The organism is Pantoea sp. BJFS-204 (assembly GCF_049310725.1).
Lineage (GTDB): Bacteria > Pseudomonadota > Gammaproteobacteria > Enterobacterales > Enterobacteriaceae > Pantoea > Pantoea agglomerans.
The window spans coordinates 254,799-278,402 of the sequence record NZ_JBMOWE010000001.1 but is presented as its reverse complement, the minus strand read 5'-3'; the positions used below and the strand labels follow the sequence as shown (position 1 = coordinate 278,402).

Below are 23,604 nucleotides of genomic sequence, written 5' to 3'. Positions count from 1 at the left end.
AATTTCGTCTATTTTGCAGCCGCCTGAATCAGCGCCTCACAGGGTGTGAATCGTTCGCCATGCTGCTGCGCAAGCCGGGTTAATCTGTTGACCACTTCCGCCGCGCCCAGTTTGTCCATGTAGTGGAACGGGCCGCCTAAGAAAGGCGGAAAGCCGATGCCAAACACCGCACCGATATCCCCATCGCGGGCGCAGCGAACCACCTGCTCATCAAGACAGCGAGCCGCTTCGTTCAGCATCATCATCACGCAGCGTTCAGCAATCTGCGCTTCACTCTGCCTGGCCTGCGGCGAGACTTTCAGCAACGTATACAGCGAAGCGTCCGGTTTTTTACGCTGCCAGCGCGGCTGGTCATAGCGATAAAAGCCTTTGCTGTTTTTACGTCCCTTGCGGCCATCTTTCAGCACCGCATCAAAAGCGGCTGGCGCGGCAAAGCGTTCACCATAAGCCTGATACAGGATGGGGCTGATTTTGCTGCCAACGTCGATACCGACCTCATCCAGCAGCTGAATCGGGCCGACCGGGAAACCAAACTTCACCAGCGCCCGATCAATATGGTCAATCGGCTCGCCCTCCAGCAGGCAGCGCATCGCTTCATTTATATAGGGCGTCAGGATGCGGTTAACATAGAAGCCAGGCTTGTCCGCCACCACAATCGGAGTTTTACCCTGACTGCGCGCCAGCGCCACAATCGTCACCAGCGTCGCGGTAGAGGTATTCAGATGAGGAATCACCTCCACCAGCGGCATTTTCTCTACCGGACTGAAATAGTGCAGCCCGATGACGTTCTCAGGACGCTGGGCGCCGGCGGCGATCGCCTCAATCGGCAGCGAAGAGGTATTTGAGGCAAACAGCGTATGCGGCTGACAGTGTGCCTCCACTTCGCTGACCATCTGCTGCTTCAGGGCTAAATCTTCGAATACGGCTTCAATTACCACGTCGCGCTGTGAGAAGCCCTGATAATCGATGCCGCCCGTGATACGTGCCATCTGCTGCTGACGCTGTGCCGGAGAGAGCTGGCGGCGTTTAACCTTTTTGCTCAGCAGTTCCCAGCTGGTTTTCAGCGCATGGTTCACCCCTTCCAGGCTGATATCTTTAATGCGTACCGGCAACCCGGCATTGATTGCGGTGACGCTGGCGATGCCGCCGCCCATCAGGCCGCCGCCGAGGATACCAACACGCTTAACGGTGCCGGGTTCCGCTTCACCGCCCCGCTCCTTTTTCATGGCCGTAGTCGCGAAAAAGATCCCGCGCAGCGCAACAGATTCTGGCGTCATCGCCAGCTCACCAAAAGCGCGTGCTTCAGCCTCATGTCCGGCCCGACTGCCCTGCTCCAGCCCGATGCGCACCACCTCAATAATGCGTTTTGCCGCCGGATAGTTACCCTGCGTTTTGGCTGCGGTCTGTCGGGTCGCCAGCGCAAACAGCGCCTGACGGCCAACCGGACCATGTAGCAGACGATCGCGCAGCGGCAGCGTTCGTCCACTAACCTTGCCCTTTTTCACCCGGGCAATGGCGGTCTCCAGCAGAATCGCCTGCGGCACCGCGTCATCGACCACGCCCAGCTTACGGGCCTGTTTCGCCCGCAGGGCTTTGCCAGTAAGAATCAGTGGCAGCGCCTGCTGCACGCCGATTAAGCGTGGCAGCCGCTGAGTGCCGCCAGAGCCTGGCAGTAAGCCGAGTTGCACTTCCGGCAAACCGAGGCGGGTTTTATCATCCAGCGAGCAGATACGGGCATCACAGGCCAGCGCCAGTTCCAGTCCGCCGCCGAGGCAGGCGCCGTGGATCGCCGCGACCACCGGGAACGGCAGCGCGTCGAGCGCAGCCATCACTTCCTGGCCCTGTTTTGCCAGCGCTTCGGCTTCCTGCGCGCTCTTACAGCGGTCAATCATGCTGATGTCTGCGCCCGCGATGAAGTTGTCCGCTTTGCCGGAAATCAGCACCAGGCCAGCCAGTTGCGGATCGCGCCGCGCTTCCGCAATGATGGCGGTGATCTGCCCGGCAAATTCCACTTTCAGGGTGTTCATCTTCTCACCAGGGACATCGATCGTAATGATGCCGACGTGATCCAGTCGCATCTTCAGATGAAACGCATTCTGCTCCATTATTCGGCCTCCAGAATCATTGCCGCACCCAGGCCGCCTGCCGCGCAGGCCGTGACCAGTCCTAACCCGCCACCACGACGGCGTAATTCATTCAGCGTCTGGGTGATCATGCGCGCACCCGTGGCGGCAAAAGGATGACCATAGGCGATCGATCCGCCCAGCACGTTAAAGCGCTCTTCATTCACTTCGCCTAGCGCATGTGGCCGATTCAGCACCTCACGGGCAAAGCGCTCGTCGCGAAACATGTGCAGGTTGCTCAGCGTCTGGGCAGCAAAAGCTTCATGCATATCGATCAGCGTCAGATCGGCCAGGGTTATGCCGGCGCGATCCAGTGCCAGTGGTGAAGCGTATGCCGGGCCCAGCAGCATATCCTGCTGCACACCAATGGCGGTAAAGGCGTAGCTGCGCAGATAGCCCAGCGGCCTGATGCCCAGTTCACGGGCGCGGCCCTCGCGCATCAGAATCACTGCCGCCGCGCCGTCGGTGAGAGGCGTGCTGTTGGCCGCGGTGACGCTGCCGTGCTGGCGATCAAATGCCGGACGCAGTCGGGCGTAATCCTCCGCTTTGGCGTTCATCCGCACGTTATTGTCCTGATCGATGGCGCTTTTCCACGGCGGCACAAAGGCTGCCATGACTTCCTGATTCAGTACCCCGGATTGCCAGGCTCTGGCGGCATGCTGATGGGATCGCAGCGCCAGCGCATCCTGTGCTTCGCGAGTGATGCCGTGACTCTTAGCCATCTGCTCCGCAGTGTCGCCCATGCGCAGGCCGGTCGAATACTCCGCCACTGCGGGCGGGACCGGCAGCAGATCACGCGGGCGCAGACGCCGCAGGATGTGCAGTTTTTGACCGAAGCTGCGGGCTTTATTGAGATCCACCAGCGCGCGGGCCAGCGTTTTACTGACCCCAATCGGCAACACCGACGAAGAGTCTGCGCCACCGGCAATACCGGCAGAGATGGTGCCCGCCAGCAGACTTTCTGCCACATTCGCTACCGCCTGAAAGCTGGTGGCGCAGGCACGGCTGACGCTGTAGGCATCGGTATGCACACTCAGCCCGCTGCTTAATACAATTTCACGCGCAATGTTCGGCGCTTCCGGCATCTGCACCACCTGCCCAAAGACCAGTTGCTCGATCACCTCAGCCGGCAGTTCACTGCGCGCCATTAATTCGCTGACCACCATACGTCCCAGCTCAATGGCGGGAATGCCATGGAAGCCGGTCGCCTGGCGTAAGAAAGGGGTGCGTAATCCGTGGGTTATTGCGATGCGTTCACCATCACGCGTCAGCAGCGGCTGCGCTTTGCTCATTGTTCTCACCTGTGGCTGGGAATGTGGCATCATTGCCTGAAGAGGTCTGACCTGATCAGTGTTAACCACAAGCGGGTGAGCCGCCAATATCGGAAGGGAAAAAGTGCGAAGGGAAACACGAAAATGAAAAACGCCGCAGTGACGCGGCGTAATGGGACTTAGCGCAAACCGAGCTGAAAAATCATGGTTTCAGCCTGGCAACTGAAGGTGAAATCGATATCCAGCTGCACTCCCTGATCCACTTCGCTGAAGCGCGATTCAATCAGACAGGGTTCTGATTCAACCTCGCGGGCACGTTCGGTCAGTTGCGCTAATTTCGCTTCCGCATCGGCACGCTGAGCAAACCATTCTGACCAGCTGGCGGTGCAATCGGTGTTATCCATTACCGTGCCGACATCAACACAACAACAGGCTGCGGTTTCGGTCGCACTGCATTTTTTAATGGCATCAGTCATTTCATTCTCCAGACCAGCAATTGCATAGGTTGAGCGATTTTATGGACGAAATCTTACCTGCTCGCTGAAAGATGCGCCACGCACCTGTTGCTAAGTGACGAATATCACAATAAAAATTGATCCAGAACAAACTGGAATGGTTATGCTGTCCAGAATCAGGGGCTTTTTGTTATGCAGATCGAATTTTAAGCGATCAAACCTGAAGTATTTTAAAAACAATATTGCAACATGCACACAGGTCGGACCTATACTCTCCGCACTGGTCTGATATGTGCGCTTTACATCAGTCCCTACAATCCGCCGTCCTTTGTTACGCGACGTTATAGCGTTAAATAATAATTCACATGAGGTTGTGGTCATGAACCATAAAAACCTGTTTGCAAAGTCAGCCGTGGCGGCTGCAGTGGCGCTTGTCTCTTCCCACGTTTACGCTGCTGGGTTTCAGTTAAATGAATTCTCTTCGATTGGTTTAGGTCGCGCATATTCAGGCGAAGGGGCAATGGGTGATACCGCGGCGTCTGCCAGCCGTAACCCGGCGACAATGGCGTTAATGGATCGCCCGGAATTTTCTATCGGGGCTGTCTATATTGCGCCGGATGTAAATATCAGTGGTCGCAGTCCCAGTGGCCGCAGCCTGGATGCGAATAATATTGCCCCTAATCAGTGGGTACCCAATATTCATTACGTCCAGCCCATCAACGATCAGTGGTGGATTGGCGCATCTGCAACCTCAAACTACGGCTTAGCAACAGAGTTTAATAATGGCTACACCGCTGGCGGTTACGGCGGTAAAACTGACCTGATGACCGGCAATTTAAATCTCAGCACCGCTTATCGGTTTAATGAACATTTTAGTGCAGGCATCGGTTTTGATGCGGTTTACGCTAAAGCCAAAATTGAGCGTTATGCCGGTGAGTCAGGCGCGCGTCTGGGGGTTCCGGCTGATACGCAGGTTGCCCATCTGAAAGGCGATGAGTGGGGCTACGGCTGGAATGCTGGCATCCTGTATGAAGTGGATGAAAATAACCGCTTCGGCTTTACCTATCGTTCAGAAGTGAAAGTTGATTTTGATGGCGATTACAAAAGTAATCTCTCATCCCGGCTGAATGCGGTGAATAATCCGGAAGTGTCAGGCGTACCTTTTGGCACCAACGGCACCACCGTTCCAGGCGCGTTAACGCTGAATCTGCCAGAGATGTGGGAAGTGTCGGGCTGGCATAAAGTGGCACCGCAGTGGGCGGTTCACTACAGCATGGCTTACACCAGCTGGAGCCAGTTCCAGGAGCTGAAAGCCACTGGCTCTAACGGCCAGACGCTGTTCTATAAAGATGAAAGCTTCCACGATGCCTACCGCATTGCACTGGGCACAACCTATTCCTACGACAAGAACTGGACGTTCCGTACCGGTATTGCGTTTGATGACAGCCCGGTTCCGGCCGATAAGCGCTCTATCTCCATCCCGGACCAGGATCGTTTATGGCTGAGTGCCGGTACTTCTTACGCCTTTAACGATGATGCCTCGGTTGATTTAGGCATCTCTTACATGCACGGACAGAAAGTGACGGTGAAAGAAGGTCCTTATACCTTTACCTCTGAAGGCAAGGCCTGGCTCTACGGCGCGAACTTTAACTATAAGTTCTGACTAGATGATACGATCAAAAAGGGCGACTCTGGTGAGTCGCCCTTTTTTGTGGCCGTGGATCGCTTAATGGCTCAGCGAGCATACGCGCTGCGCAAAGAGGCAAAAACCGCCATCCCTGGCGGCTCAGCGCGGGCGATTACTCGGCGTCAATATCCTTAAGGTCATCCTGAATCGCGGCTGCGTTAGGATTATCTTCCGGCTTGAGCTTGCCGCCGCGCGCCAGGAAGTCGTGACGCTGGAAGTAAGCGTTACGGATGAAGGCGTACGGATCGCTCTGCTGTTTCAGGATTGCATCAGAGTCCAGCAGCTGCGCGCGGGTCTCAATCCCTTCAAGCGTCCATTTACCAATCGACATTGGCCAGGTCAGCCAGCCAAGGATCGGATAAAGCGTATCAACGTAGTCGCCGCCATCCTGACGCACCGTGAAGCTGCCGTAAGCAGGCAACTCAACGTAAGGCCCGTAGCCGACACCATAGTGACCGAGCGTGGTACCGAATCGGTGCGGCTCTTCACGCGCCAGTTCCGGATTCGCCTTACCGGCAACGTCAATGAAACCGCCCAGTCCCAGCACGCTGTTCAGGAAGAAACGGGTAAAGTGCACACCCGCATCGCGCCCGTTGCCGACCAGGATGGCGTTGACCATGCTGGCAGGTTCTTCCAGGTTGCCGAGGAAGTTGCTCAGGCCGGTACGTGCCGGCACCGGCACATAATCACGCCAGGCCACAGCGACGGGACGCAATACATACGGATCCAGCACGTTGTAGTTAAAGTTAAACATCGTGCGGTTAAAGCCTTCGAACGGATCGCTGCGCTGAGCAGGATCGCTATTCGCCGGCTTTGAACTGGCACAACCTACCAGAAGGACGCTGGCGACAGCCAGGCTGGTCAGGCGATAATTCATTCCAATCTCCCTGTGCGGATGAAAAAGGTCTACCCATCGTTCAGGTCACAGCCCGGTATCGTATCGACTTACCCGATGAGCATAGCTGACTTTGTGCCAGAGGCAGCAGGCAATGGCACGCATCATCCTGAACGCGGTCAGTTGATGCGTTCAGGGAAGCTGCTGATTAATCTCTACCGCGATCGGCTGATGCCCATCCCAGGGCGTCACTGCGCTCAGGCCCAGCCAGTCACCCGGCCGGGGATTGGCTGGGTCACGGGAGATACGCACCCGGACCTCGACCTGATGCTGCGCCGAAAGCAGGCGATCCGGCATCATGGCGTTGCTGTCATCCAGCGTCAGCGACAGCGGGAAGTGACTGAGCGGCATCCGCTTAACAGCCACCGGCACCGGTGAAGCACCGTCAGAAACCGAAATATACAACACTCCGTCCTGCGGTAACATTTTTTCTGCCTTAGGTGCCAGCGTCACGGTCAGTGCCAGTTGACGACTCTGTTGCCCGGCGGCACTTCTGGCCTTTTCGATGCTGCGGGCGATCATCGCGTGTCGCGAATCACCGGCCGGCAACAGACCCAGCAGAGTCTGCCATGCGTCGATAGCCTGACCATATTGCTGCTGTCCGTAAGCATTAAATGCCAGCAGGCTCAGCGTACGCAGGTTTTGCGGATCCGCTTTTAGCAATGCCTGCAGCAGCAGTGACGCCTGACGGTTATCCTGCGGGTCGGGGGATCGCGTCAGGACTTCGGCATAATCCTGTTTTAGCGCCAGATCGTTGGGAGCAAGCTGTAGCGCATGCTCAAATGCCTGGCTGGCCGTATCGGCATTATTCAGCACCATGCCGAGCCGTCCCAGCATCGTCCAGTCGGCCAGATTATCCGGTTCCGTTTGCAACGCGGTACGCAATCCGAGCTGTAAACGCGCCAGCTCCTCCATGCTCAGCGGTTTAGCGCCAGGGTCCATCAGTCGGGCACGCAGCTCAGGATACGCCTGCTGCACCTGCTTCCAGCCCGTGAGCTGTGCCAGGCCACCGGTTTTCAGGTAAGTTCCCAGCGATACCCCAATCAGCACGATCAGGCCCGGCAGCAAAATCCAGCGACTGCTGCTGTGTGATTTCATCGTCTGTGCCGGTGGAATATCCGCCAGCAGTGTCTGCTGTAACTCCCGCTCCATCAGCGGACGCTCAGCGACGACGCCCTGATCTTCATCCTGTGCCAGCTCATCTATCCGCTGATGGTAGAAGCGCTGATTAAGGCGATCGCGATCGCCTGTGCTGGCCTGTCGTTGCCGCCAGCCCGCCGCCAGAAACAGCGTACAGGCCGCCAGCAGTAACAGAAAAAGGGTGATCCAAAATGCACTCATTACGGCTTCCTGTCTGACTTCAGTAGCGCATTAAGACGCTGTTGCTCATCTTCATCCAGCTCACTGCGGGTTTTGCGCTGACGGCTGCGCAGGATAATCACCGCGCCGCCCAGCAGCGCAAATAGCGCCGGACCAGCCCACAAAACCAGGGTTGAGGGCGTGACCGGTGGCGAATAGCTGACGAAGTTACCGTAACGCGCCACCATATAGTCGATGATCTGCTGGCGACTCTGGCCCTGCTTCATCAGCTGATAGACTTTCAGCCGCATATCGGCGGCAATCATGGCGTTAGAGTCGGCGATGCTGTTGTTCTGGCACTTCGGACAGCGCAGTGAAGCGGTCAGGTCGCGGTATTGTTCTTCCTGGGCCACCGAGTCAAATTGCAGCGTGTCGATGCTTGCCCACAGGTTGATGCTGAACAGCAGGCCGCACAGCAGTAACAGCGTTCTCATGATCCCGCCTCCGCACTGTATTTCACCCACAAGGGTTTCACTTCCTGATCCCAGACGCGCGCATTGAGATCGCCCGCGTGGCGATAACGGATGATCCCCTTACCGTCGATCAGAAAAGTTTCCGGCGCGCCATAGACGCCGAGATCCAGTCCCAGCATGCCGTTGCCATCATAGAGGCTCAACGCGTAGGGGTTGCCCAGCGTATTCAGCCAGTTAACCGCCTTGTGACGATCGTCTTTGTAGTTCAGCCCGACGACGCGAATGCCCTGCTCCGCCAGCGTATTCAGATACTGATGCTCGGCGCGACAGGTCGGACACCAGGTCGCCCAGACGTTCAGCAATATCGGTTTGCCATCCGTCAGCACGCGCTGGTCGTAGGTTTTTCCTGGCTGATCGAGTGCTTCCAGCCGGAACAGCGGCACCGGCTTGCCGATCAGAGCGGATTCGAGACGGGTCGGATCGTCGCCATCGGCATTACGTGTCAGCTGCCACAGCAGCGCCGCCGCCAGCAACAGAAACAGCATCAGGGGAATAAACAGGATTTTCTTGTTCATATCCGCTCCTCAATTCCCGCTTTTTTGCGCGAACGATAACGGGGATCAAACAGGCAGAACAGCCCACCCAGCGCCATCAGCGCACCACCGAACCAGATCCAGCGGACAAAGGGTTTGTAGTAGATGCGCACGGCCCAGCCGCCATCCTCCAGCTCTTCGCCCAGCGCCGCATAGAGATCGCGGCTGAAACCCCCATCAATCGCCGCTTCGGTCATCATGGTGCGGGCGGCCGTATAAAAGCGTTTCTCTGCCTGCAGCGTCGCTTCATGTTTGCCGTTGCGCGTGACATCGATGATGCCCATGCCACCGCTGTAGTTAGGCCCCTGCAGATTCTGCACGCCGCGGAAGACAAAGTGATAGTGATGAATATCGATGCTATCACCCGCCTTCATACGCACATCGCGTTCCACGCTGTACTGGGTGCTGAATGCAATACCGATCACCGTCACCCCTACCCCAAGATGGCCCAGTACCATGCCCCAGTGACTGCGCGACAGGTGACGTAAACCGGCAAAGAACGGATGACGGTGAGTGGCGCGCTCATGCAGTTCCAGCAGCGTCAGCACGATAATCCAGAGTGACATCAGCAGGCCAACCACGGTCATCGCCTCAATGCGATCCTGCAGCCACCAGGGAATGATGACGGAACAGGCCAGGGTCACGATCAGCGCCAGCGCCAGCCGCTTTGCCAGCTTCTGCGGCTCATCGCGACGCCAGCGCACCAGTGGCCCGATCCCCATCAGTAGCGCAAACGGCGCCATCAGCCAGCTGAACATGGTGTTGAAGAACGGCTCACCGACCGAAATGCTGCCCAGGCCCAGTTGCTTGTGCACCAGCGGCAACAACGTGCCGAGCAGAACCACCAGCATCGCGGCAATCAGCAGCACGTTATTACCCAGCAAAAACGATTCGCGCGACCAGGTTTCATTCTGCACCCGGCCACGTACCTGCCCGCCTTTAATAGCGTAGAGCAGGAGCGAACTGCCGATAACAATCACCAGAAACGCGAGGATAAACATCCCGCGTGCCGGATCCGAGGCGAAGGAATGCACCGACACCAGCACCCCGGATCGCACCAGGAACGTCCCCAGCAGGCTCAGCGAAAACGCGGTAATCGCCAGCAGCACGGTCCAGGCCTTAAAGGTGCCTCGCTTTTCCGTGACCGCCAGCGAGTGCATCAGGGCGGTACCTGCCAGCCACGGCATAAACGACGCATTTTCAACCGGGTCCCAGAACCACCAGCCGCCCCAGCCCAGCTCGTAATAGGCCCAGGCCGAGCCAAGGACAATACCAATCGTCAGAAAGACCCAGGCCGCCGTGGTCCAGGGACGCGACCAGCGCGCCCAGGCCGTATCCAGCCGTCCGGCCATCAGCGAGGCGATAGCAAAAGCAAACGCCACCGAAAAGCCGACATAGCCCATATAGAGCAGCGGCGGATGGAAGATCAGGCCGATATCCTGCAGCATCGGATTCAGGTCGTGCCCGTCTATCGGAAAGTCCGGCAGCGTGCGGCCAAATGGATTCGAGGTCAGCAGGATAAACAGCAGGAAGCCGAGATTAATCATTCCCATGACCGCCAGTACGCGTGCCAGCGCATCCTGCGGCATACCGCGACTGAATATCGCCACCGCCAATGTCCAGGTGCTGAGCAGCAACACCCACAGCAGCAGCGATCCTTCATGCGCGCCCCAGGTGGCGGCGATGCGATAGTAAACCGGCAGCAGGCTGTTGGAGTTTGTAACGACATAGGCGACGGTAAAATCGTTGCTGATAAAGGCCCAGACCAGCAGCGCAAAAGCCGCCGCGATGCAGATAAACAGACCGCAGGCCAGCGGACGCGCCATCGCCATCAGACGGGCATCCTGGCGCACTGCGCCCCACAGTGGATAGCTGCTCAGCAGCAGGGAGAGCCCCAGCGCCAGGCAGAGCAGAAAAGTACCAATCTCGGGCATCATAATGATTTATTTCCCGCCTGATACAGCGACTGGGGGCCGGTGTGATTACTCTTCATCGCGTCTTCAATCTCCGGCGGCGTATATTTTTCATCATGTTTCGCCAGGACTTCTTTGGCGATCACCTGGTTGCCCGCCGCCAGCACGCCCTGTGCGACGACGCCCTGCCCTTCACGGAACAGATCCGGCAGGATGCCTTCAAAACTGACACTGACCACGCCGCGGGCATCATAAAGTTTGAACGACACGGCAAGCGTATTCGGATCGCGCCGGACGCTGCCGGGCATCACCATGCCGCCGACGCGCAGCCGCTGACCCGCTTCGGGCTTCTCGTGCGCTTCGCCTTTGCCGTAAAGGATTTCACCTGGGGTATAGAACAGATCGATGTTTGAGCGCAGCGCATACATCACCAGCGCGGTGGCCAGGCCGAGGCCGAGCAGAATCGCCACTGCCGCATAGAGGCGGTTGCGTCGACGGGTATTCACAATGTCTCTCCTGCCGCTTCAGCCGCGGCTTTTTTAGATTTCGCTGCCCGAATGCGGCGTTCCCGCGCGTCGCGCTGGCGGATCTCAGCCAGCAGGCGGCGGCGCAGCAACAGGGTATGCAGCGTCAGCCCGACAAGCGGAATCAGCGTGCAGGCAACTGCCAGCCAGACATAGAAGGCGTAGCCCCCCATCTCAAAGAAGGCGTGCCAGGAGGAAAAGGCGGGTGTCATGCCTGCTCTCCCCGCTTCGCCACATCAATCGCCCAGGGACGATGACGTTCGGTTAACAGAATCAGGTTGCGCAGCCGCATCAGGGTCAGCGTGATAAATACCAGCAGATAACCGATGATTGCCCAGCGCAGCGGTGTTCGCATCACTGGCGCAATCGCCTGCTGGAGAATGCCCGACGAGCCCTGATGCAGGGTATTCCACCACTGCACTGAGAAGTGAATGATCGGCAGATTAACTACGCCGACCAGGATGAGAACACCCGCGGCCCGGCCTGCGGTGCGGCGGTCATCAAAAGCGTGCCAGAGCGCAATCACGCCCATATAGAGGAACAGCAGCACCAGCTCCGAAGTGAGGCGCGCATCCCAGATCCACCAGGTCCCCCACATCGGCTTACCCCATGCGGATCCGGTGACCAGCGCAATAAAGGTAAAGACCGCGCCCACCGGTGCCATGGCGGCGGAAACCAGATCGGCCATTTTCATCTGCCACACAAGGCCGATAAAGGCGGCGATGGCCATCGAGGCATAAATGCCCATCGACCACATCGCGGCGGGCACATGAATGTACATGATGCGGAAACTGTCGCCCTGCTGATAGTCAGCGGGAGCAAATCCAAAGCCCCAGGCCCAGCCCAGCAGCAACGCCGCCAGCCCTGAGATGGCGAACCACGGCACCAGTCGCCCCGAAAACTGATAGAGCCGTTCGGGCCTGGCCAGCTGATGTAACGCTTTCCACATATCAAATGCTCACATTAACGATAAAAGAGTGTTGCCGCGTCTTTTACGCGCGGTTATTTCAACGGCTGTTATTGCAAAGTAATTCTTAGCGCTGCCGCCGTGGCAAACGGGGAGAGCGTGGCGCTGCCCAGCAGCATCGCGCCGAGAATCGCCAGATAGCCATTAATCGGCAACCCCTGACTGGCCGCCTCCATCGCCGCACTGGCGAAGATCAAGACCGGAATAGCCAGCGGCAGCACCAGCAGGCTAAGCAGTACGCCACCGCGCCGTAAACCCACCGTGAGACCTACACCAATGGCACCGAGAAAACTCAGGGTTGGCGTGCCGAGCAGCAGCGTCAGGGCCATCGCCCGCCAGCCATTAAAATCCAGTGACAGCAGCAGCGCGGCCAGCGGCGACAGGATTATCAGCGGCACGCCTGTGACCAGCCAGTGCGCCACTACTTTGCCGATAACCGTTACCGGCAGCGGCGTCGGCAGCAGTACCAGTTGCTCCAGCGAACCATCGCTGAAGTCATCGCGAAACAGCCGCTCCAGCGCCAGCAGCGACGCCAGCAGCGCGGCAACCCAGGCTACGCCCGGTGCAATGCGCGCCAGCTGTTGCGGGTCAGGTCCGATGCCCAGCGGAAACAGGGTAATAACAATCAGGAAAAACCAGAGCGGATTGATCACATCAGCCCCGCTGCGAAAGGCGATGCGTAATTCACGCTGGATGAGGCGAAACAGCATCAGCCTTCCTCCCCGTCGCCGAGGCGAATTTTACGCACCCGCGCAGCATCCGCGGGCAAATCCTGATGGGTTGTCAGGATCACTGCGCCACCGTTATCGGCATGCCGGGCGAATTTCGCCATTAATTTTTTAACACCCGCTTTGTCGATGGCGGTCAGCGGCTCGTCGAGAATCCATATGCGGGCCTGGCTGAGCCATAGCCGCGCCAGCGCTACCCGACGCTGCTGACCCGCCGATAACCGGCTAACCGGCACCTCTTCGTCGCCCGTGAGATCGACGCTTTCCAGCGCAGCAAAGATCTGCGCATCACTGCAATCAGGATGGTAGAAACGCAGGTTTTCCAGCGGCGTAAGCACGCCTTTGACACCGGGATGATGGCCCAGATAGAGCATCGCCTGATGCCAGGCTTCGCGCTGCCGCAGGATTGGCTGCTGCTGCCAGCGTATTTCACCCTGTTCAGGACGGCTCAGGCCAGCCAGCAGGCGTAAGAGTGAGGTCTTACCGGCACCATTGGGGCCTTCAATCTGCACAATGTCGCCTGCAGAGACGCGAAATGAGAGCTGCCGGAACAGCGCACGTTCGTCGTATGCACAAGTGAGCGTAATGATTTCCAACATCGAGGGGGGAATCGCACCAGCTAAAAGTGGCCGGGATATTACCACAATGTTGCTGTGGGCCGAAGTGTGAGCCACCGCTCAGTTTCGATGCCATGGGTTTATTCGTGCGGTATCGCCCGCAGTCTGAATAAAAATGCAGTTCCGAAAAACGTTGTTACGCTTATTCGCATCGATCGTTACATTATCGGCAAATAAAAAACGGCTACGCTTATTACGCGACAGCACTATCACCAGGAGAAAATATGAAGCCTTCATCAGGTAATGAACAGGGTCCTAACGACGTCGAGAGTGAAGAGAAGGATAAGGGCACTGACATCGAAGTCGATGAGGAGGCTTTACCCTCCCGCGCCGCCGCCATCCATGAAGAGATACGCCAGGATGGGGAAAAAGAGCTGGAGCGCGACGGTATGGCGCTGCTCTGGTCAGCCATTGCGGCGGGCTTATCCATGGGCGCCTCGCTGATGGCGAAGGGGATATTTCAGGTGCATCTGGATGGCGTACCAGGGGCATTCCTGCTTGAAAACCTGGGTTATACCTTTGGTTTTGTTATCGTCATCATGGCGCGTCAGCAGCTGTTTACCGAAAATACCGTCACGGCAGTCCTGCCGGTGATGCACAAACCGACCTGGAGTAATGGCGCTCTGCTATTACGTTTATGGGGCATCGTCTTGCTGGGTAACCTGATAGGGACGGCACTGGGTGCGCTGGCGTTTAATGAGATGCCGATATTTGACGAGGCTACCCGTCAGGCGTTTACCAACATCAGTATGAAGGTGATGGAAAATACGCCCGGCGAGATGTTTGCCAATGCGGTGATCTCCGGCTGGATTATCGCCACCATGGTCTGGATGTTCCCCTCGGCGGGGGGCGCCAAACTGCTGGTGATTGTGATGATGACCTGGCTGGTTGCGCTGGGTGATCTGGCGCATATCGTGGTGGGATCGGTGGAAGTGCTCTATCTGGTCTTTAATGGCAGCATCAGCTGGTATGAATTCTTCTGGCCGTTTGCCCTGCCGACGCTGCTCGGCAACATTACCGGCGGCACGCTGATTTTTGCCCTGATCAGCCACGCGCAGATCCGCAACGACATGAGTGAAGCTGCTGTGGCTAAAGCGAAGGCTGAGAAGAAGAAGCAGGAGAAACGTCGCCAGCGTGAAGAGCAGGAAAAGGCTGAGTAAATCCAGGGCAGACAGAGCAGATTGAACCGCTCTGTCTGCTTTTCAGGTCTGTTTGCTGAAGGCGATTTGCCAGGCGGGCGTCTGAAAAACGTTTACTGGAAGTGTCTGCTGCAAAGAGGGAGTGAAGATTTTAGAGTCGGGGTGCCGCTTCAGTCTGGATGACATCCCGGACTTCAGTACAGCTGTTTCCGCTTTCTGCACGTAACGTTAGCGCGCGCAGAAAACTGGGATTGCTGGCGGAATGAGCAAACGGACGGCGATGTAGTGAATCTCACTGCCTGTTTGCGCTATACTGCGCGCCGCTGTCCTCTTAGTTAAATGGATATAACGAGCCCCTCCTAAGGGCTAGTTGCAGGTTCGATTCCTGCAGGGGACACCAGGCCTGCCCTGTACTTAAACCCGCCCAGTCAATTAAAACTCTTAATAATCAATAACAAGCCATTACTGACGGCTATCCCCCTTTGCCCTTTTTCTTCTCAGGATCAATAATCATTTGCCGGCCCTGGCTATGTTCTTTAGGCAAATCCATCAACGCCAGTGAATGAGTTGTGATTATGACCTGCCAGGTCTGGGTTATTAGCTGGATACCTGTGCTTTAAATATCTTTTTTATTTTAATGAATCCTGTTTTATTTCTGCATAACGGGCAATCAGTTGCTTCAGATGCATCTCCAGCTGAGCTCTGACAGCCGCAGGCAAAGGTTCGCCTGCTGGATTTTGTGATAATACCCTTAGCTGCTCTTCAGCCGGTATGGATTGATTAAAGGACTGCATAGCGGAAAAAACGACTGACTTCAGCTCACTGACCGTCAGGTATTTTCCTTTCTGCCCATCCAGTTCGTTCAGCCTGTCACTCAGTTTTTGTAGTGTCGCCATTCCCTGAGACCAGCCATTCAGCTGTTCTGTTGGCAATGCGGCAGCATTAAGTTGTTGCTGCCACTGCTGGATTAGTGGCTTAGCCTGCTCCGGCCAAAGTACCCGGACCTGTTCCAGCAACTGTCGACTGTATTCAATATTCCAGTCAGGAGGCAATTTACCCAGCCGGGCAAGCTGCTGCTGTGTTTGTGTTATTAAAACCTGTGGTAACGGAGCTTGCTGACGCCACATATCCAGTTGTTCAGACGTAAGAGGTGCAGGCAATGGAGCCAGTGAGGCTGCAAGCTGAGTCTGCAACGGGACTGGCCGATTAAGAAACTGCCAGCTCCATAGTGTGGCTGTGCTTACCACCAGCATGGTACACATCCCGGCAGCGAAGAATTTCCATTTTTTTACCTGATTGGGCATTGCCGCCATTGCTTCTGCATTCGCCTGGTGTTCCGGCAGCGCCGCATAAACCCACTTCACTACGCTTGCTGACGTATCTTCAGGCGGACTACCAGCAAGGTCCCTCGTGGATGCTGCGGCACTATTCATCGCGGTGGCAGGCAACCTGATACCTGGCTGAATGTTCGGCCCGGTGCTGGTTATGCCATCGCTGTTTTCCAGCCTGGCTGCACTGTTGTGCATCAAGGTACGTAACGTATCGAGCTGGTTCATATGCTTAAGCTCCAGGCCCTGCAGCACCTCACCCAGAGCGGTAAGCAGTTGCTCCGCCCGATACAGCTGGCTGAGGTCGCTGTGATTTAGCGGGAGCGAACGTATCAGTTGCTGTAAACGCTGACTCAGACTGCTGAGGATTTTCATGCGGGCATGGACAGGCTGCGGCCAGAGTGCGCCCCACTGATGGCTTATCATTGCCTCGAGTATCGCCAGACCTTCATTGAGCCCCAATAAACCAGCCAGTTGCGTTCGGGCCAGCGTGTACCAGGACAGCGTCTGTAGCTCCACACCATTCTGCTCAAACAGTGAGAGACAGCGTTTTTCGGCATAACGCCAGTTCACATCCGGGCGAGCCGGATGTGTCAGCTTACTCAGTTCATCACGCAGGGCGGCATAATCCGGTAGCGTGCGCGGGTCACCACCGGTTTTTATTTTGCGGGGAGTCATGTCATTCATGGCCAGTTGTCCATCAGGCGTATCAGGATACTATTGAAGATTGTCGTTTATGCAGCTTCGCTTTCTGCATATTCAGAGGGGACGGGTACTGCAATACCCGCAGCTATGGCAGAAGCGCCAAGATCAAACTAAAAAATGTACTTTCATCAAAACACTGCCCAGGGCAGGATAATGTACCAGGCGGAGTAAAGGTCCAGTCCCTCACGGTACCTGACCGCATGAATAAACGCCCCAGTGGAGTCACACGTTCTCCATTATGAAAAGTCGCCTCCACACACCCGGTTACACCCTGACCATAAAGGAATGCCGGCATAAATTTTACGGCCCGGTCGTCGACACGCAGGACGATACCGGCAATATCAAAAGTCCCATCCTCCACCAGCAGGTCCGTAACGGATGTACTGATGGTCTCCACATTCAGCCCGGTATCCACCAGCCACGCGTCCATCTGCCCCTGAAGCTGCGTTATTCGCAGGCGAAACTCTGCGATATCGGCCTGAGTTTTGCTGACAGATGAAGCCGGAGCAAACCGCCTGGCCTGCAATTTTTCGAGGAACTGTGATTTTACTGACATGGTGTTCTCTGGCCTTACAGACGGGTAGTCGTGTCGAGATACTGCTGTTGCTTAAGATGTCGCAGGAGAACCCGCCCCTCGGGCATAAACTCGGTTCCGTAACGCACCAGGCCGACACCTTTGAGCTCAGCATCAATGGCATAGCGCAGTTCTCCGGGAATGTCCTGGTCAAGCAGCACCACATCAATGGATTTCAGGCGTGGCTCATATTTCAACAAAACGCCTGACAATGTGGCCAACAGTTTATGTGCCGAGCCAGGAAGTCCCTGCAGAACAGTGGTCATATCCGGCAAGCCATAATCTGGGATATGCGCCAGCGTGCCTGCTCTACAGTTAAGGATACGTTGCATATTGTCGAGTACGGACAGAATAACCTGGTTCTGCTCGCTGACCAGATGCAGGTCGAAGCCGCCGACAAAGTTGCCGTAAAGCATCTCGCATAAAGACGGTGTATTTCGTTCCATGATTAGCTCCGCTCATCATCGTGCTGGAAATTTTCGTATACGCATTATCAGGCTAAAATAATCTGCCGCCAGGGTGATTTATTTGACTTCACCCAGAGATAATGGAGTTGATAGCGGTTGACACTTGCTGTTGATCTAATGGTGCTCGCTTATTAATATTCATTCCAAAAAGCTCCAGACACATATCTAATTTCTGAATTAACGCTTCATCGTCATGAAGGCAAACCATATATGCATTTTCAAATGGCAAAATATCCACCAACCTTAAATGATATGGTTTTAGATAATTGTTGATATGTTCAAGCCAGGGTATACAGTATGGTAGCTCCAGTGGGTCAATACTCACGGATGCCCAGTCAACCCCCTGGATTATAGAGAAAATATAATCTGCCGGCGCAACAGAAAGTGGAAATTCATCAAGAGTTTTTAACTCCGGGATATAACCACTATATTCGGTCCATTCTTCATAGACCATCAAACCCTGACTACTCAGGTGTGTGTACAGCCAGTCAATTATAGATTGTACTCCGGTACTTTCAGGGATATTAGCATAGAGTGGTGCTGCATCTAATCCAGGTATGCATTGCTCCAGATTACTTATTAAATCATGTATATTCGCCATCAATATTTCCCTATATTACTCATTGGGTAGATTAAACTCATTATGCCTCAGGATTTTCCAGTGAGCGAATGACCAAAAAGCCCTGTGAAACCGCCGCCCCTTTTTCCACTTTTTGAATATCGTGCACAAACCAGGCATACATTTCAGATGGTGCTGAGTCTTCAGGAAAAGGCTGAGGCTGATTTAGATACGCTGCATGAGCATATTTCAGAAACCTTTTCGCTCTCCTTAATGCTGGCCCATAGATATCAGGCACGATCTGAAGGCGTTTATCATCGGGATTGAGTTCCATGCTATTTTTCATTTTGATTGCTGCATCATGGACATCTTCCAGCCATCCCCAATTTTTTTTCAGAACATTCAACTCATTCTGATAGTTACCTGCAGACTCTTTAGCCTGTGTCGATATGCCCAGCAACCCGGCGGATGCCCCGGCTGAAGCCAAAACATTCTCACGCTGTTTTTCATACTTCATACACTCGCTGCGATACTGGTAATATTGTCGCCCAAGCCACTCGATATAACTGTCCAGATGACGGTTCTGCGCTCCGATACTGACGGCGCTAAAAGGCACCGCTTGCTGATAGAGTTTGGTCCATTGAGCGACAGACTTGTTATTAACCTTATCCTGCATGATGAAATAGGCAGCAACATCAGTATCCGTCTTATCTAGTGTTTGTAAATCTGGAAAGGGAACACCTGCCATCGTCGCTGCCCGGTACATCCGATGAAGGGCCACCCGGCAAAGTTCTGCACTCGGTTTTTGTTCATTTGGCTTCAGGCCTCCCCCTACGTCCTCTGCGCAGCCGGGTAACAACTCTTCCTTATGTTTATCATTACTTCCACCAAGACAATAAACGCTACGCCATGGCCGGTTTTCATGGGCTGCGACCAGGTGCAGTGCGTTTTTAACCGTATCGGGCAATGTCGATTCCTGATCAACAGATTTATCGCCCATCAGCACGCTGATACCTTTTACCGGTCCCCCAAAAGTCGAAATAAACCAGTCCACACCATTATTATTACTGGCAGGTGTATGACGGGCACAATCAAACAGTCCTGTAAAAACAATCTCTACAGGGATCCCCTGATAACTATATTTACCTCCCTGTTTCTGGCAAATATCATCAAGCAGCGTATCAATAAATTTACGTGCAAGCGTTGCTCCGACATCATATCCAAAAAGCGAAATGGAGATCAGTTTTACAGGTACGGAGCTATTGGTTTTGGCTCGTTCAAAAAACCGCTCAAAACGTAATTTTGCCGAACTTATTCGTGTATCGACACCGGTAACTAGCATATCTGCAATCACGGGATTATCACGCAACCAGGGGGTTGCCTCAATACCAGATTTTTTTGCGGCATTTTTAGCTACATCGCCCACCAGCGTTTTCCACTCCGAAGGGCTTATCAGTTTTTTTCCGGAATCCTTTAGAACCTCCCACCAGTTACCACTTTTCAAATAATCCAGGCCGGCATCTTTAGCTATTTCTTTTGGCTGGTCTTTCAAATCATCCAGTACAGAGCTTTGCGCACTATCCATTATGGTATGCAACTTCTCAGTGAGTTCTTCCTGAAATGGTGTGCCAAGTCCTGATAAATAAAATTTATCATAGCTTACATCAACCGTGTTTTCTTGAGGGCTAGGGTATGCTCTGAATAATCTGGCTACGTTAGTAAGGCGCTGCTCCGACGCATCCTGTTGAATATTTCGATGGATACCATCAAAAAAGAAACCGACATGCCATGTCCGCGAGCAATTTCCCAATCCGACATCATCTGCCTGCTGGGCACGACTGGCAGCAGCAATAATACTTTCGATATCCATCAATTTTGCTCCTCCTTTGCAGTTTGACCTTGAGTATCAGGACGTTTTTCATAAGGCGACCAGGCATTATCGCTCCAGCCCAGTAGCACTTTATCTCCAGGCAAAAAGTGGACATGTAGATCATTCTCTCCCCACTTTCTTTCTGGCATTGGCATAACTATCCGACGAGTTTCTTTACGAAGGCCCGCATTGTACTGAGCACGTGTGGTGCTTAATGTCCATATTACTTCCGCCGTTTTCCCGCTGATGCTGCCGCAACAAGTAGCCGCTCCTCCGCCACCTGAATAAGGATTTTTTTTATATGCAGACGCATTGGGTCCCGCCACTCCGTTAACACTAAACCCCAAAATAGGCCTGTCAATTTCACTGTGAATGATCAATGTTACTGGACCCGTCGGCGGCCCCCAGACGGATGCCCAGATTAGCCAGCCACCGTATGCCAGAACCACTGCCAATAAACTGCCCCAGATCCATTTCCCCCAGCGGGCATAGCCACGATTAACGGCGTTATCAACTTTGTCGTAAGTTTTAAAAAATCCCATTATTCATTTCCTGATTGAACAAAAACCATGAACTGTTCAGATTTTCAGTACTGTGTATCCGCAAGATTAACCAACACCTCTGCCAGCGACTGTGTTTCATTCATCACATTTGGTAATGCAGCCCTCAGTGCATCTGATTCCAGCTCCTGCCGCCCACCACTAAGGTAATACAGCGCGTACACTTTCTGATCCGCAGCGGATAACAAACCCGACTCTTTACTTTTATTCAGTGCCTTAATCACCATCGAACGCTGCGCACAAGGTGGAAACGCCCTGCTGGTCGGCATTTTTTGCCATTCGCTCAACACGCTGGTTACTTCCGGCTTATCCGTAATCTGCTGCCAGGTGGCTTTATCAAGTCTGATAATGTGATTAGTCGGCATTTCTACTTCAGAGGGTATGATGTCAAGAGGCTGCCACTTCATTTCCCCAGGGAACCACCACTGCGTGATACCATTGAACAGAAAGGTATGCCAGTCACAGTCGGCACGCTGAGCCAGCACTTCCATGACATGGCTGGCATAAAAGCGTGTCAGCTCAGTTGAGCCATCCGGCTGCACAATGGTGCAACCACGGGATAACTGCACTGCCAACAAAGACGCAAAGCGCGCGGAAACAATGACTGCGGCACATCCCTGCAAAGACGAAAGGTAATCAGGGAGCCGCTCTGCATTATCAATTTCCAGCAACCAGGGACCGTAGTTCTGAAACTCCGTAAGCTGCGGATGGATATACAGCGAATGCATCCTGTCTTCATGTTTCGCTTTAAACGCCAGAAAATCCTCTTCCGGTTGCGCCCCGGCTTCAAACAGCAGGCAGATAATCTCTTCGGTCCGACCGGGTAATGCTGCAATCAGTTCTGAACTATCCATAGTTATGCTCCCTGCACTATTGCATCATTCCCCTGAATAGCCTTCAGCAGGCACGGAATACAAATTTTGTTTTCGATTGGCGGATACAGCGCAGGCATTTCTACAGGCTGACTCGCAGGCTTTAGTTTCTGCGTGCGTTTAATATTACGGGTATAGGTATGAGGCGTACCGTACTCAATGCCCCCCGCCTCTATCTTTACGTAGCTGCCACCGCCTATCAGCGTCACCTTCTTCTTACCGGCAAACAGGATGTCGCTCATGCTGCTGATGCTGAGTTTCTGCGCAGCGCTCATATGCAGGCCACCGTTCTGCGCCTGCACCTGTACCGGGCCCTGGTCGGCGATAAGACTCAGCTTACCGCTCTGTGCAAACACCCCGAGGGTCTGTCCTGCCAGCAGCGCGGTATTACCCAGCGAACCGGTACTGATGTCCTCTCCGGCATTGATGGCGATATTGCCGGCGGCGGTCAGCTGCAGATGTTCACCACTGGTAAAGGCCATGCCTTCCGGTGCCGTGAAGTGAACCACCTCGTTCAATGGTTTCAGTCGTTCATTAAACATTGCTATCTGGCTGGCCACATCCGCTTCCAGCGCCAGCGCCTGTCGTTCGGCATCTGCCAGCTGGGCCAGCCGTTGACGACCCATATCAATTTCTGTCAGGGCTTCATCCATGCTCAGCACATCGCCTTCGGCTTTGCTCTGGCCCGTCGCCGTCACCAGCAGCCCTTTCGCCACGCGGATGACCCCGAACTCATCGGTTCGCAGCTCAAACCCGGTTCCGCGCGGTTCATTCCGCGCATCCACGACGTGCCCCTGGTTCAGCGCCGTGGCCCCGAACGGGGTGCTGAGCGCGATATGCTCTGCCTGTCGCTGGTCTTCCATCCTCAGTTCGTTACGCCCTGCTGTACGCAGGATGTTCTGGCTGCGGTTGTCCCGGGTGACCACGTCCGGATGTTCAGAGTCATGAAACGCATGGGCAATGTACGGTCTGTCCGGGTCGCCACACTGCCGGTGACGGTGTTGTGCCATACCCGCGCATCCCATACGGCTTCAACTGCACCGTCATGGAGAGCTGAAGGCTCACGGTAAGGCAGATGGACATCAAACTGGTACTGCAGTTGGCTGTCAGCAAAAGTCACCGTATCCAGCCCGGTGGTGGTGTTCACCCCGGTACGGAACCAGATGCCATCTTCGGCCAGGATGCGCTGGATAAACTGCAGGTCGGTTTCCCGCCACTGAGTGATAAGCTCACGAACCGGGTACGTGCGGTCGAATTTGAACTCAAAGTCTGAGCCCTCCAGACCGTGAGCGCGCAGTATCTGCTCCACCAGTTCCGGTACGGAGACATTCTGGTACACCGCACAGCGGCGGGTATGGGCGAGCAGCGCCAGGCGCGATGAGAGCGTGACCGCAAAATGCGTCTGGTCAGCGGTCTCTTTCAGGTGCTTAAAGCCGGTAATGATGCCCTGCACCACACGCCCGGAACGCATCGACATCCGGTTCGGTCTGCAGACGGGCATCCGCCAGGTGCAGGGGCTGCAGCGGCACCTCGCGGGTGGTACGGTACTGGCAGACCGTGTTCTCCGGCCCGACCGGGCGCGACAGCACCGAGAATCCGGATTCCAGCAGTTCCTGCTTACGCAGTTGCTGCCAGTCCGGGCTGAAGGCCACTACGGAGAGCGACGGAATGGTGCGCATGTAATGCGGCCACAAGAGACTGACCAGCCCTTCGGTCAGTTCCGGCAGGTCATCATCAAGCTTTTCACGTAAGCGCCCCATCAGGAAGGCAAAGCCTTCAAACAGGCGCTCCACATACGGGTCGCGTGCCCCGGTTTTGTCCAGGTTGAGCATCGCCGCACGGTCCGGGTGGGCGCGGGCAAACTCTTTACCGGCTTCACGCAGATAGCGCATCTCGGCTTCGTAATATCGCAGGGTTAAATCATCCATGTACGGACATCCTGAGTGGAAAAATCATTAAAAGAAAGACGTCATCAGGAGGACGAG

The 23,604-nt window shown here is 55.1% G+C and carries 22 protein-coding genes, 1 tRNA gene and 2 pseudogenes; 3 read left to right on the top strand and 22 right to left on the bottom strand.

All coding sequences use genetic code 11. The features are described 5' to 3' along the window. Positions 1–8: 8 nt before the first annotated feature. The 3 genes from fadJ to ACO6VX_RS01315 all read right to left on the bottom strand — a co-directional run bounded on the left by fadJ (position 9) and on the right by ACO6VX_RS01315 (position 3,870). Complete coding sequence (gene fadJ / locus ACO6VX_RS01325) at positions 9–2,105, bottom strand: fatty acid oxidation complex subunit alpha FadJ (protein WP_422457470.1); 2,097 nt, start codon at positions 2,103–2,105, stop codon at positions 9–11. Continuing rightward, positions 2,105–3,415, bottom strand: a complete 1,311-nt coding sequence (fadI, locus tag ACO6VX_RS01320) for an acetyl-CoA C-acyltransferase FadI (RefSeq protein WP_033767497.1) — start codon at positions 3,413–3,415, stop codon at positions 2,105–2,107. The genes fadJ and fadI overlap by 1 nt, the downstream gene beginning before the upstream one ends. A 158-nt stretch (positions 3,416–3,573) precedes the next feature. Beyond that, positions 3,574–3,870, bottom strand: a complete 297-nt coding sequence (locus ACO6VX_RS01315) for a YfcZ/YiiS family protein (RefSeq protein ID WP_010671435.1) — start codon at positions 3,868–3,870, stop codon at positions 3,574–3,576. A gap of 358 nt (positions 3,871–4,228) precedes the next feature. Here ACO6VX_RS01315 and fadL point away from each other — a divergent pair, with 358 nt between their 5' ends. Next, positions 4,229–5,512 (top strand): long-chain fatty acid transporter FadL, encoded by a 1,284-nt coding sequence (gene fadL / locus ACO6VX_RS01310; RefSeq protein ID WP_010671434.1) that lies wholly within the window; start codon positions 4,229–4,231, stop codon positions 5,510–5,512. Between the two features lie 136 nt (positions 5,513–5,648). Here fadL and mlaA read toward each other — a convergent pair whose 3' ends face one another. From mlaA to ccmA, 10 genes are all read right to left on the bottom strand, one after another. Beyond that, positions 5,649–6,413 (bottom strand): phospholipid-binding lipoprotein MlaA, encoded by a 765-nt coding sequence (gene mlaA, locus ACO6VX_RS01305; protein ID WP_022625091.1) that lies wholly within the window; start codon positions 6,411–6,413, stop codon positions 5,649–5,651. Between the two features lie 150 nt (positions 6,414–6,563). Next, complete coding sequence (gene ccmI, locus ACO6VX_RS01300; protein WP_422457467.1) at positions 6,564–7,772, bottom strand: c-type cytochrome biogenesis protein CcmI; 1,209 nt, start codon at positions 7,770–7,772, stop codon at positions 6,564–6,566. Then, positions 7,772–8,224, bottom strand: a complete 453-nt coding sequence (locus ACO6VX_RS01295) for a cytochrome c-type biogenesis protein (protein WP_022625093.1) — start codon at positions 8,222–8,224, stop codon at positions 7,772–7,774. Before ACO6VX_RS01295 ends, ccmI begins: the two co-directional genes overlap by 1 nt. Further along, a complete protein-coding gene (locus ACO6VX_RS01290; RefSeq protein WP_010257920.1) occupies positions 8,221–8,778 on the bottom strand; it encodes a DsbE family thiol:disulfide interchange protein in 558 nt (185 codons plus the stop codon). The genes ACO6VX_RS01295 and ACO6VX_RS01290 overlap by 4 nt, the downstream gene beginning before the upstream one ends. Next, positions 8,775–10,733 carry a heme lyase CcmF/NrfE family subunit gene (locus tag ACO6VX_RS01285; protein WP_256844627.1) on the bottom strand — a complete coding sequence of 653 codons (1,959 nt, stop codon included), beginning with the start codon at positions 10,731–10,733 and terminating at the stop codon, positions 8,775–8,777. Before ACO6VX_RS01285 ends, ACO6VX_RS01290 begins: the two co-directional genes overlap by 4 nt. Further along, a complete protein-coding gene (ccmE, locus tag ACO6VX_RS01280; protein WP_061901238.1) occupies positions 10,730–11,215 on the bottom strand; it encodes a cytochrome c maturation protein CcmE in 486 nt (161 codons plus the stop codon). The genes ACO6VX_RS01285 and ccmE overlap by 4 nt, the downstream gene beginning before the upstream one ends. Beyond that, positions 11,212–11,445 carry a heme exporter protein CcmD gene (gene ccmD, locus ACO6VX_RS01275; RefSeq protein ID WP_010257916.1) on the bottom strand — a complete coding sequence of 78 codons (234 nt, stop codon included), beginning with the start codon at positions 11,443–11,445 and terminating at the stop codon, positions 11,212–11,214. The genes ccmE and ccmD overlap by 4 nt, the downstream gene beginning before the upstream one ends. Next, a complete protein-coding gene (locus ACO6VX_RS01270) occupies positions 11,442–12,182 on the bottom strand; it encodes a heme ABC transporter permease (RefSeq protein WP_010257913.1) in 741 nt (246 codons plus the stop codon). The genes ccmD and ACO6VX_RS01270 overlap by 4 nt, the downstream gene beginning before the upstream one ends. A 68-nt stretch (positions 12,183–12,250) precedes the next feature. After that, a complete protein-coding gene (gene ccmB / locus ACO6VX_RS01265; RefSeq protein ID WP_010257910.1) occupies positions 12,251–12,910 on the bottom strand; it encodes a heme exporter protein CcmB in 660 nt (219 codons plus the stop codon). Further along, complete coding sequence (gene ccmA / locus ACO6VX_RS01260; protein ID WP_010257907.1) at positions 12,910–13,527, bottom strand: cytochrome c biogenesis heme-transporting ATPase CcmA; 618 nt, start codon at positions 13,525–13,527, stop codon at positions 12,910–12,912. Before ccmA ends, ccmB begins: the two co-directional genes overlap by 1 nt. A 242-nt stretch (positions 13,528–13,769) precedes the next feature. On the opposite strand from ccmA, the gene ACO6VX_RS01255 reads away from it, so the two are divergent. Further along, on the top strand, positions 13,770–14,705 hold the full coding sequence (locus ACO6VX_RS01255; RefSeq protein ID WP_010671426.1) for a formate/nitrite transporter family protein: 936 nt from the start codon (positions 13,770–13,772) through the stop codon (positions 14,703–14,705). A 304-nt stretch (positions 14,706–15,009) separates the two neighbouring features. Continuing rightward, a tRNA-Arg gene (locus tag ACO6VX_RS01250) sits at positions 15,010–15,084 on the top strand. Positions 15,085–15,313: 229 nt separating this feature from the next. Here ACO6VX_RS01250 and ACO6VX_RS01245 read toward each other — a convergent pair. The 9 genes and pseudogenes from ACO6VX_RS01245 to ACO6VX_RS01205 all read right to left on the bottom strand — a co-directional run. Beyond that, complete coding sequence (locus ACO6VX_RS01245; RefSeq protein ID WP_422457461.1) at positions 15,314–16,699, bottom strand: VasL domain-containing protein; 1,386 nt, start codon at positions 16,697–16,699, stop codon at positions 15,314–15,316. Between the two features lie 103 nt (positions 16,700–16,802). Further along, a complete protein-coding gene (locus ACO6VX_RS01240; RefSeq protein WP_422457459.1) occupies positions 16,803–17,273 on the bottom strand; it encodes a hypothetical protein in 471 nt (156 codons plus the stop codon). 14 nt (positions 17,274–17,287) lie between these two features. Further along, the gene (gene tssE, locus ACO6VX_RS01235; protein ID WP_087769502.1) at positions 17,288–17,737 is read right to left on the bottom strand and encodes a type VI secretion system baseplate subunit TssE; all 450 of its coding nucleotides are present in this window, start codon (positions 17,735–17,737) and stop codon (positions 17,288–17,290) included. A gap of 88 nt (positions 17,738–17,825) precedes the next feature. Then, a complete protein-coding gene (locus tag ACO6VX_RS01230) occupies positions 17,826–18,359 on the bottom strand; it encodes a hypothetical protein (protein WP_087769501.1) in 534 nt (177 codons plus the stop codon). Positions 18,360–18,399: 40 nt separating this feature from the next. Beyond that, entirely contained in the window at positions 18,400–20,187 is a 1,788-nt protein-coding gene (locus ACO6VX_RS01225) for a hypothetical protein (protein WP_422457456.1), read from the bottom strand. Continuing rightward, positions 20,187–20,729 carry a DUF3304 domain-containing protein gene (locus tag ACO6VX_RS01220; RefSeq protein ID WP_137270027.1) on the bottom strand — a complete coding sequence of 181 codons (543 nt, stop codon included), beginning with the start codon at positions 20,727–20,729 and terminating at the stop codon, positions 20,187–20,189. Before ACO6VX_RS01220 ends, ACO6VX_RS01225 begins: the two co-directional genes overlap by 1 nt. A gap of 44 nt (positions 20,730–20,773) precedes the next feature. Continuing rightward, positions 20,774–21,601 (bottom strand): DUF4123 domain-containing protein, encoded by an 828-nt coding sequence (locus ACO6VX_RS01215; protein ID WP_346453861.1) that lies wholly within the window; start codon positions 21,599–21,601, stop codon positions 20,774–20,776. 2 nt (positions 21,602–21,603) lie between these two features. Next, positions 21,604–23,096: pseudogene (locus tag ACO6VX_RS01210) on the bottom strand (DUF2345 domain-containing protein); the annotation flags it as partial. Next, a pseudogene (locus ACO6VX_RS01205) lies at positions 23,095–23,547 on the bottom strand (type VI secretion system baseplate subunit TssF); the annotation flags it as partial. The pseudogenes ACO6VX_RS01210 and ACO6VX_RS01205, both read right to left, overlap by 2 nt. Positions 23,548–23,604 lie beyond the last annotated feature (57 nt).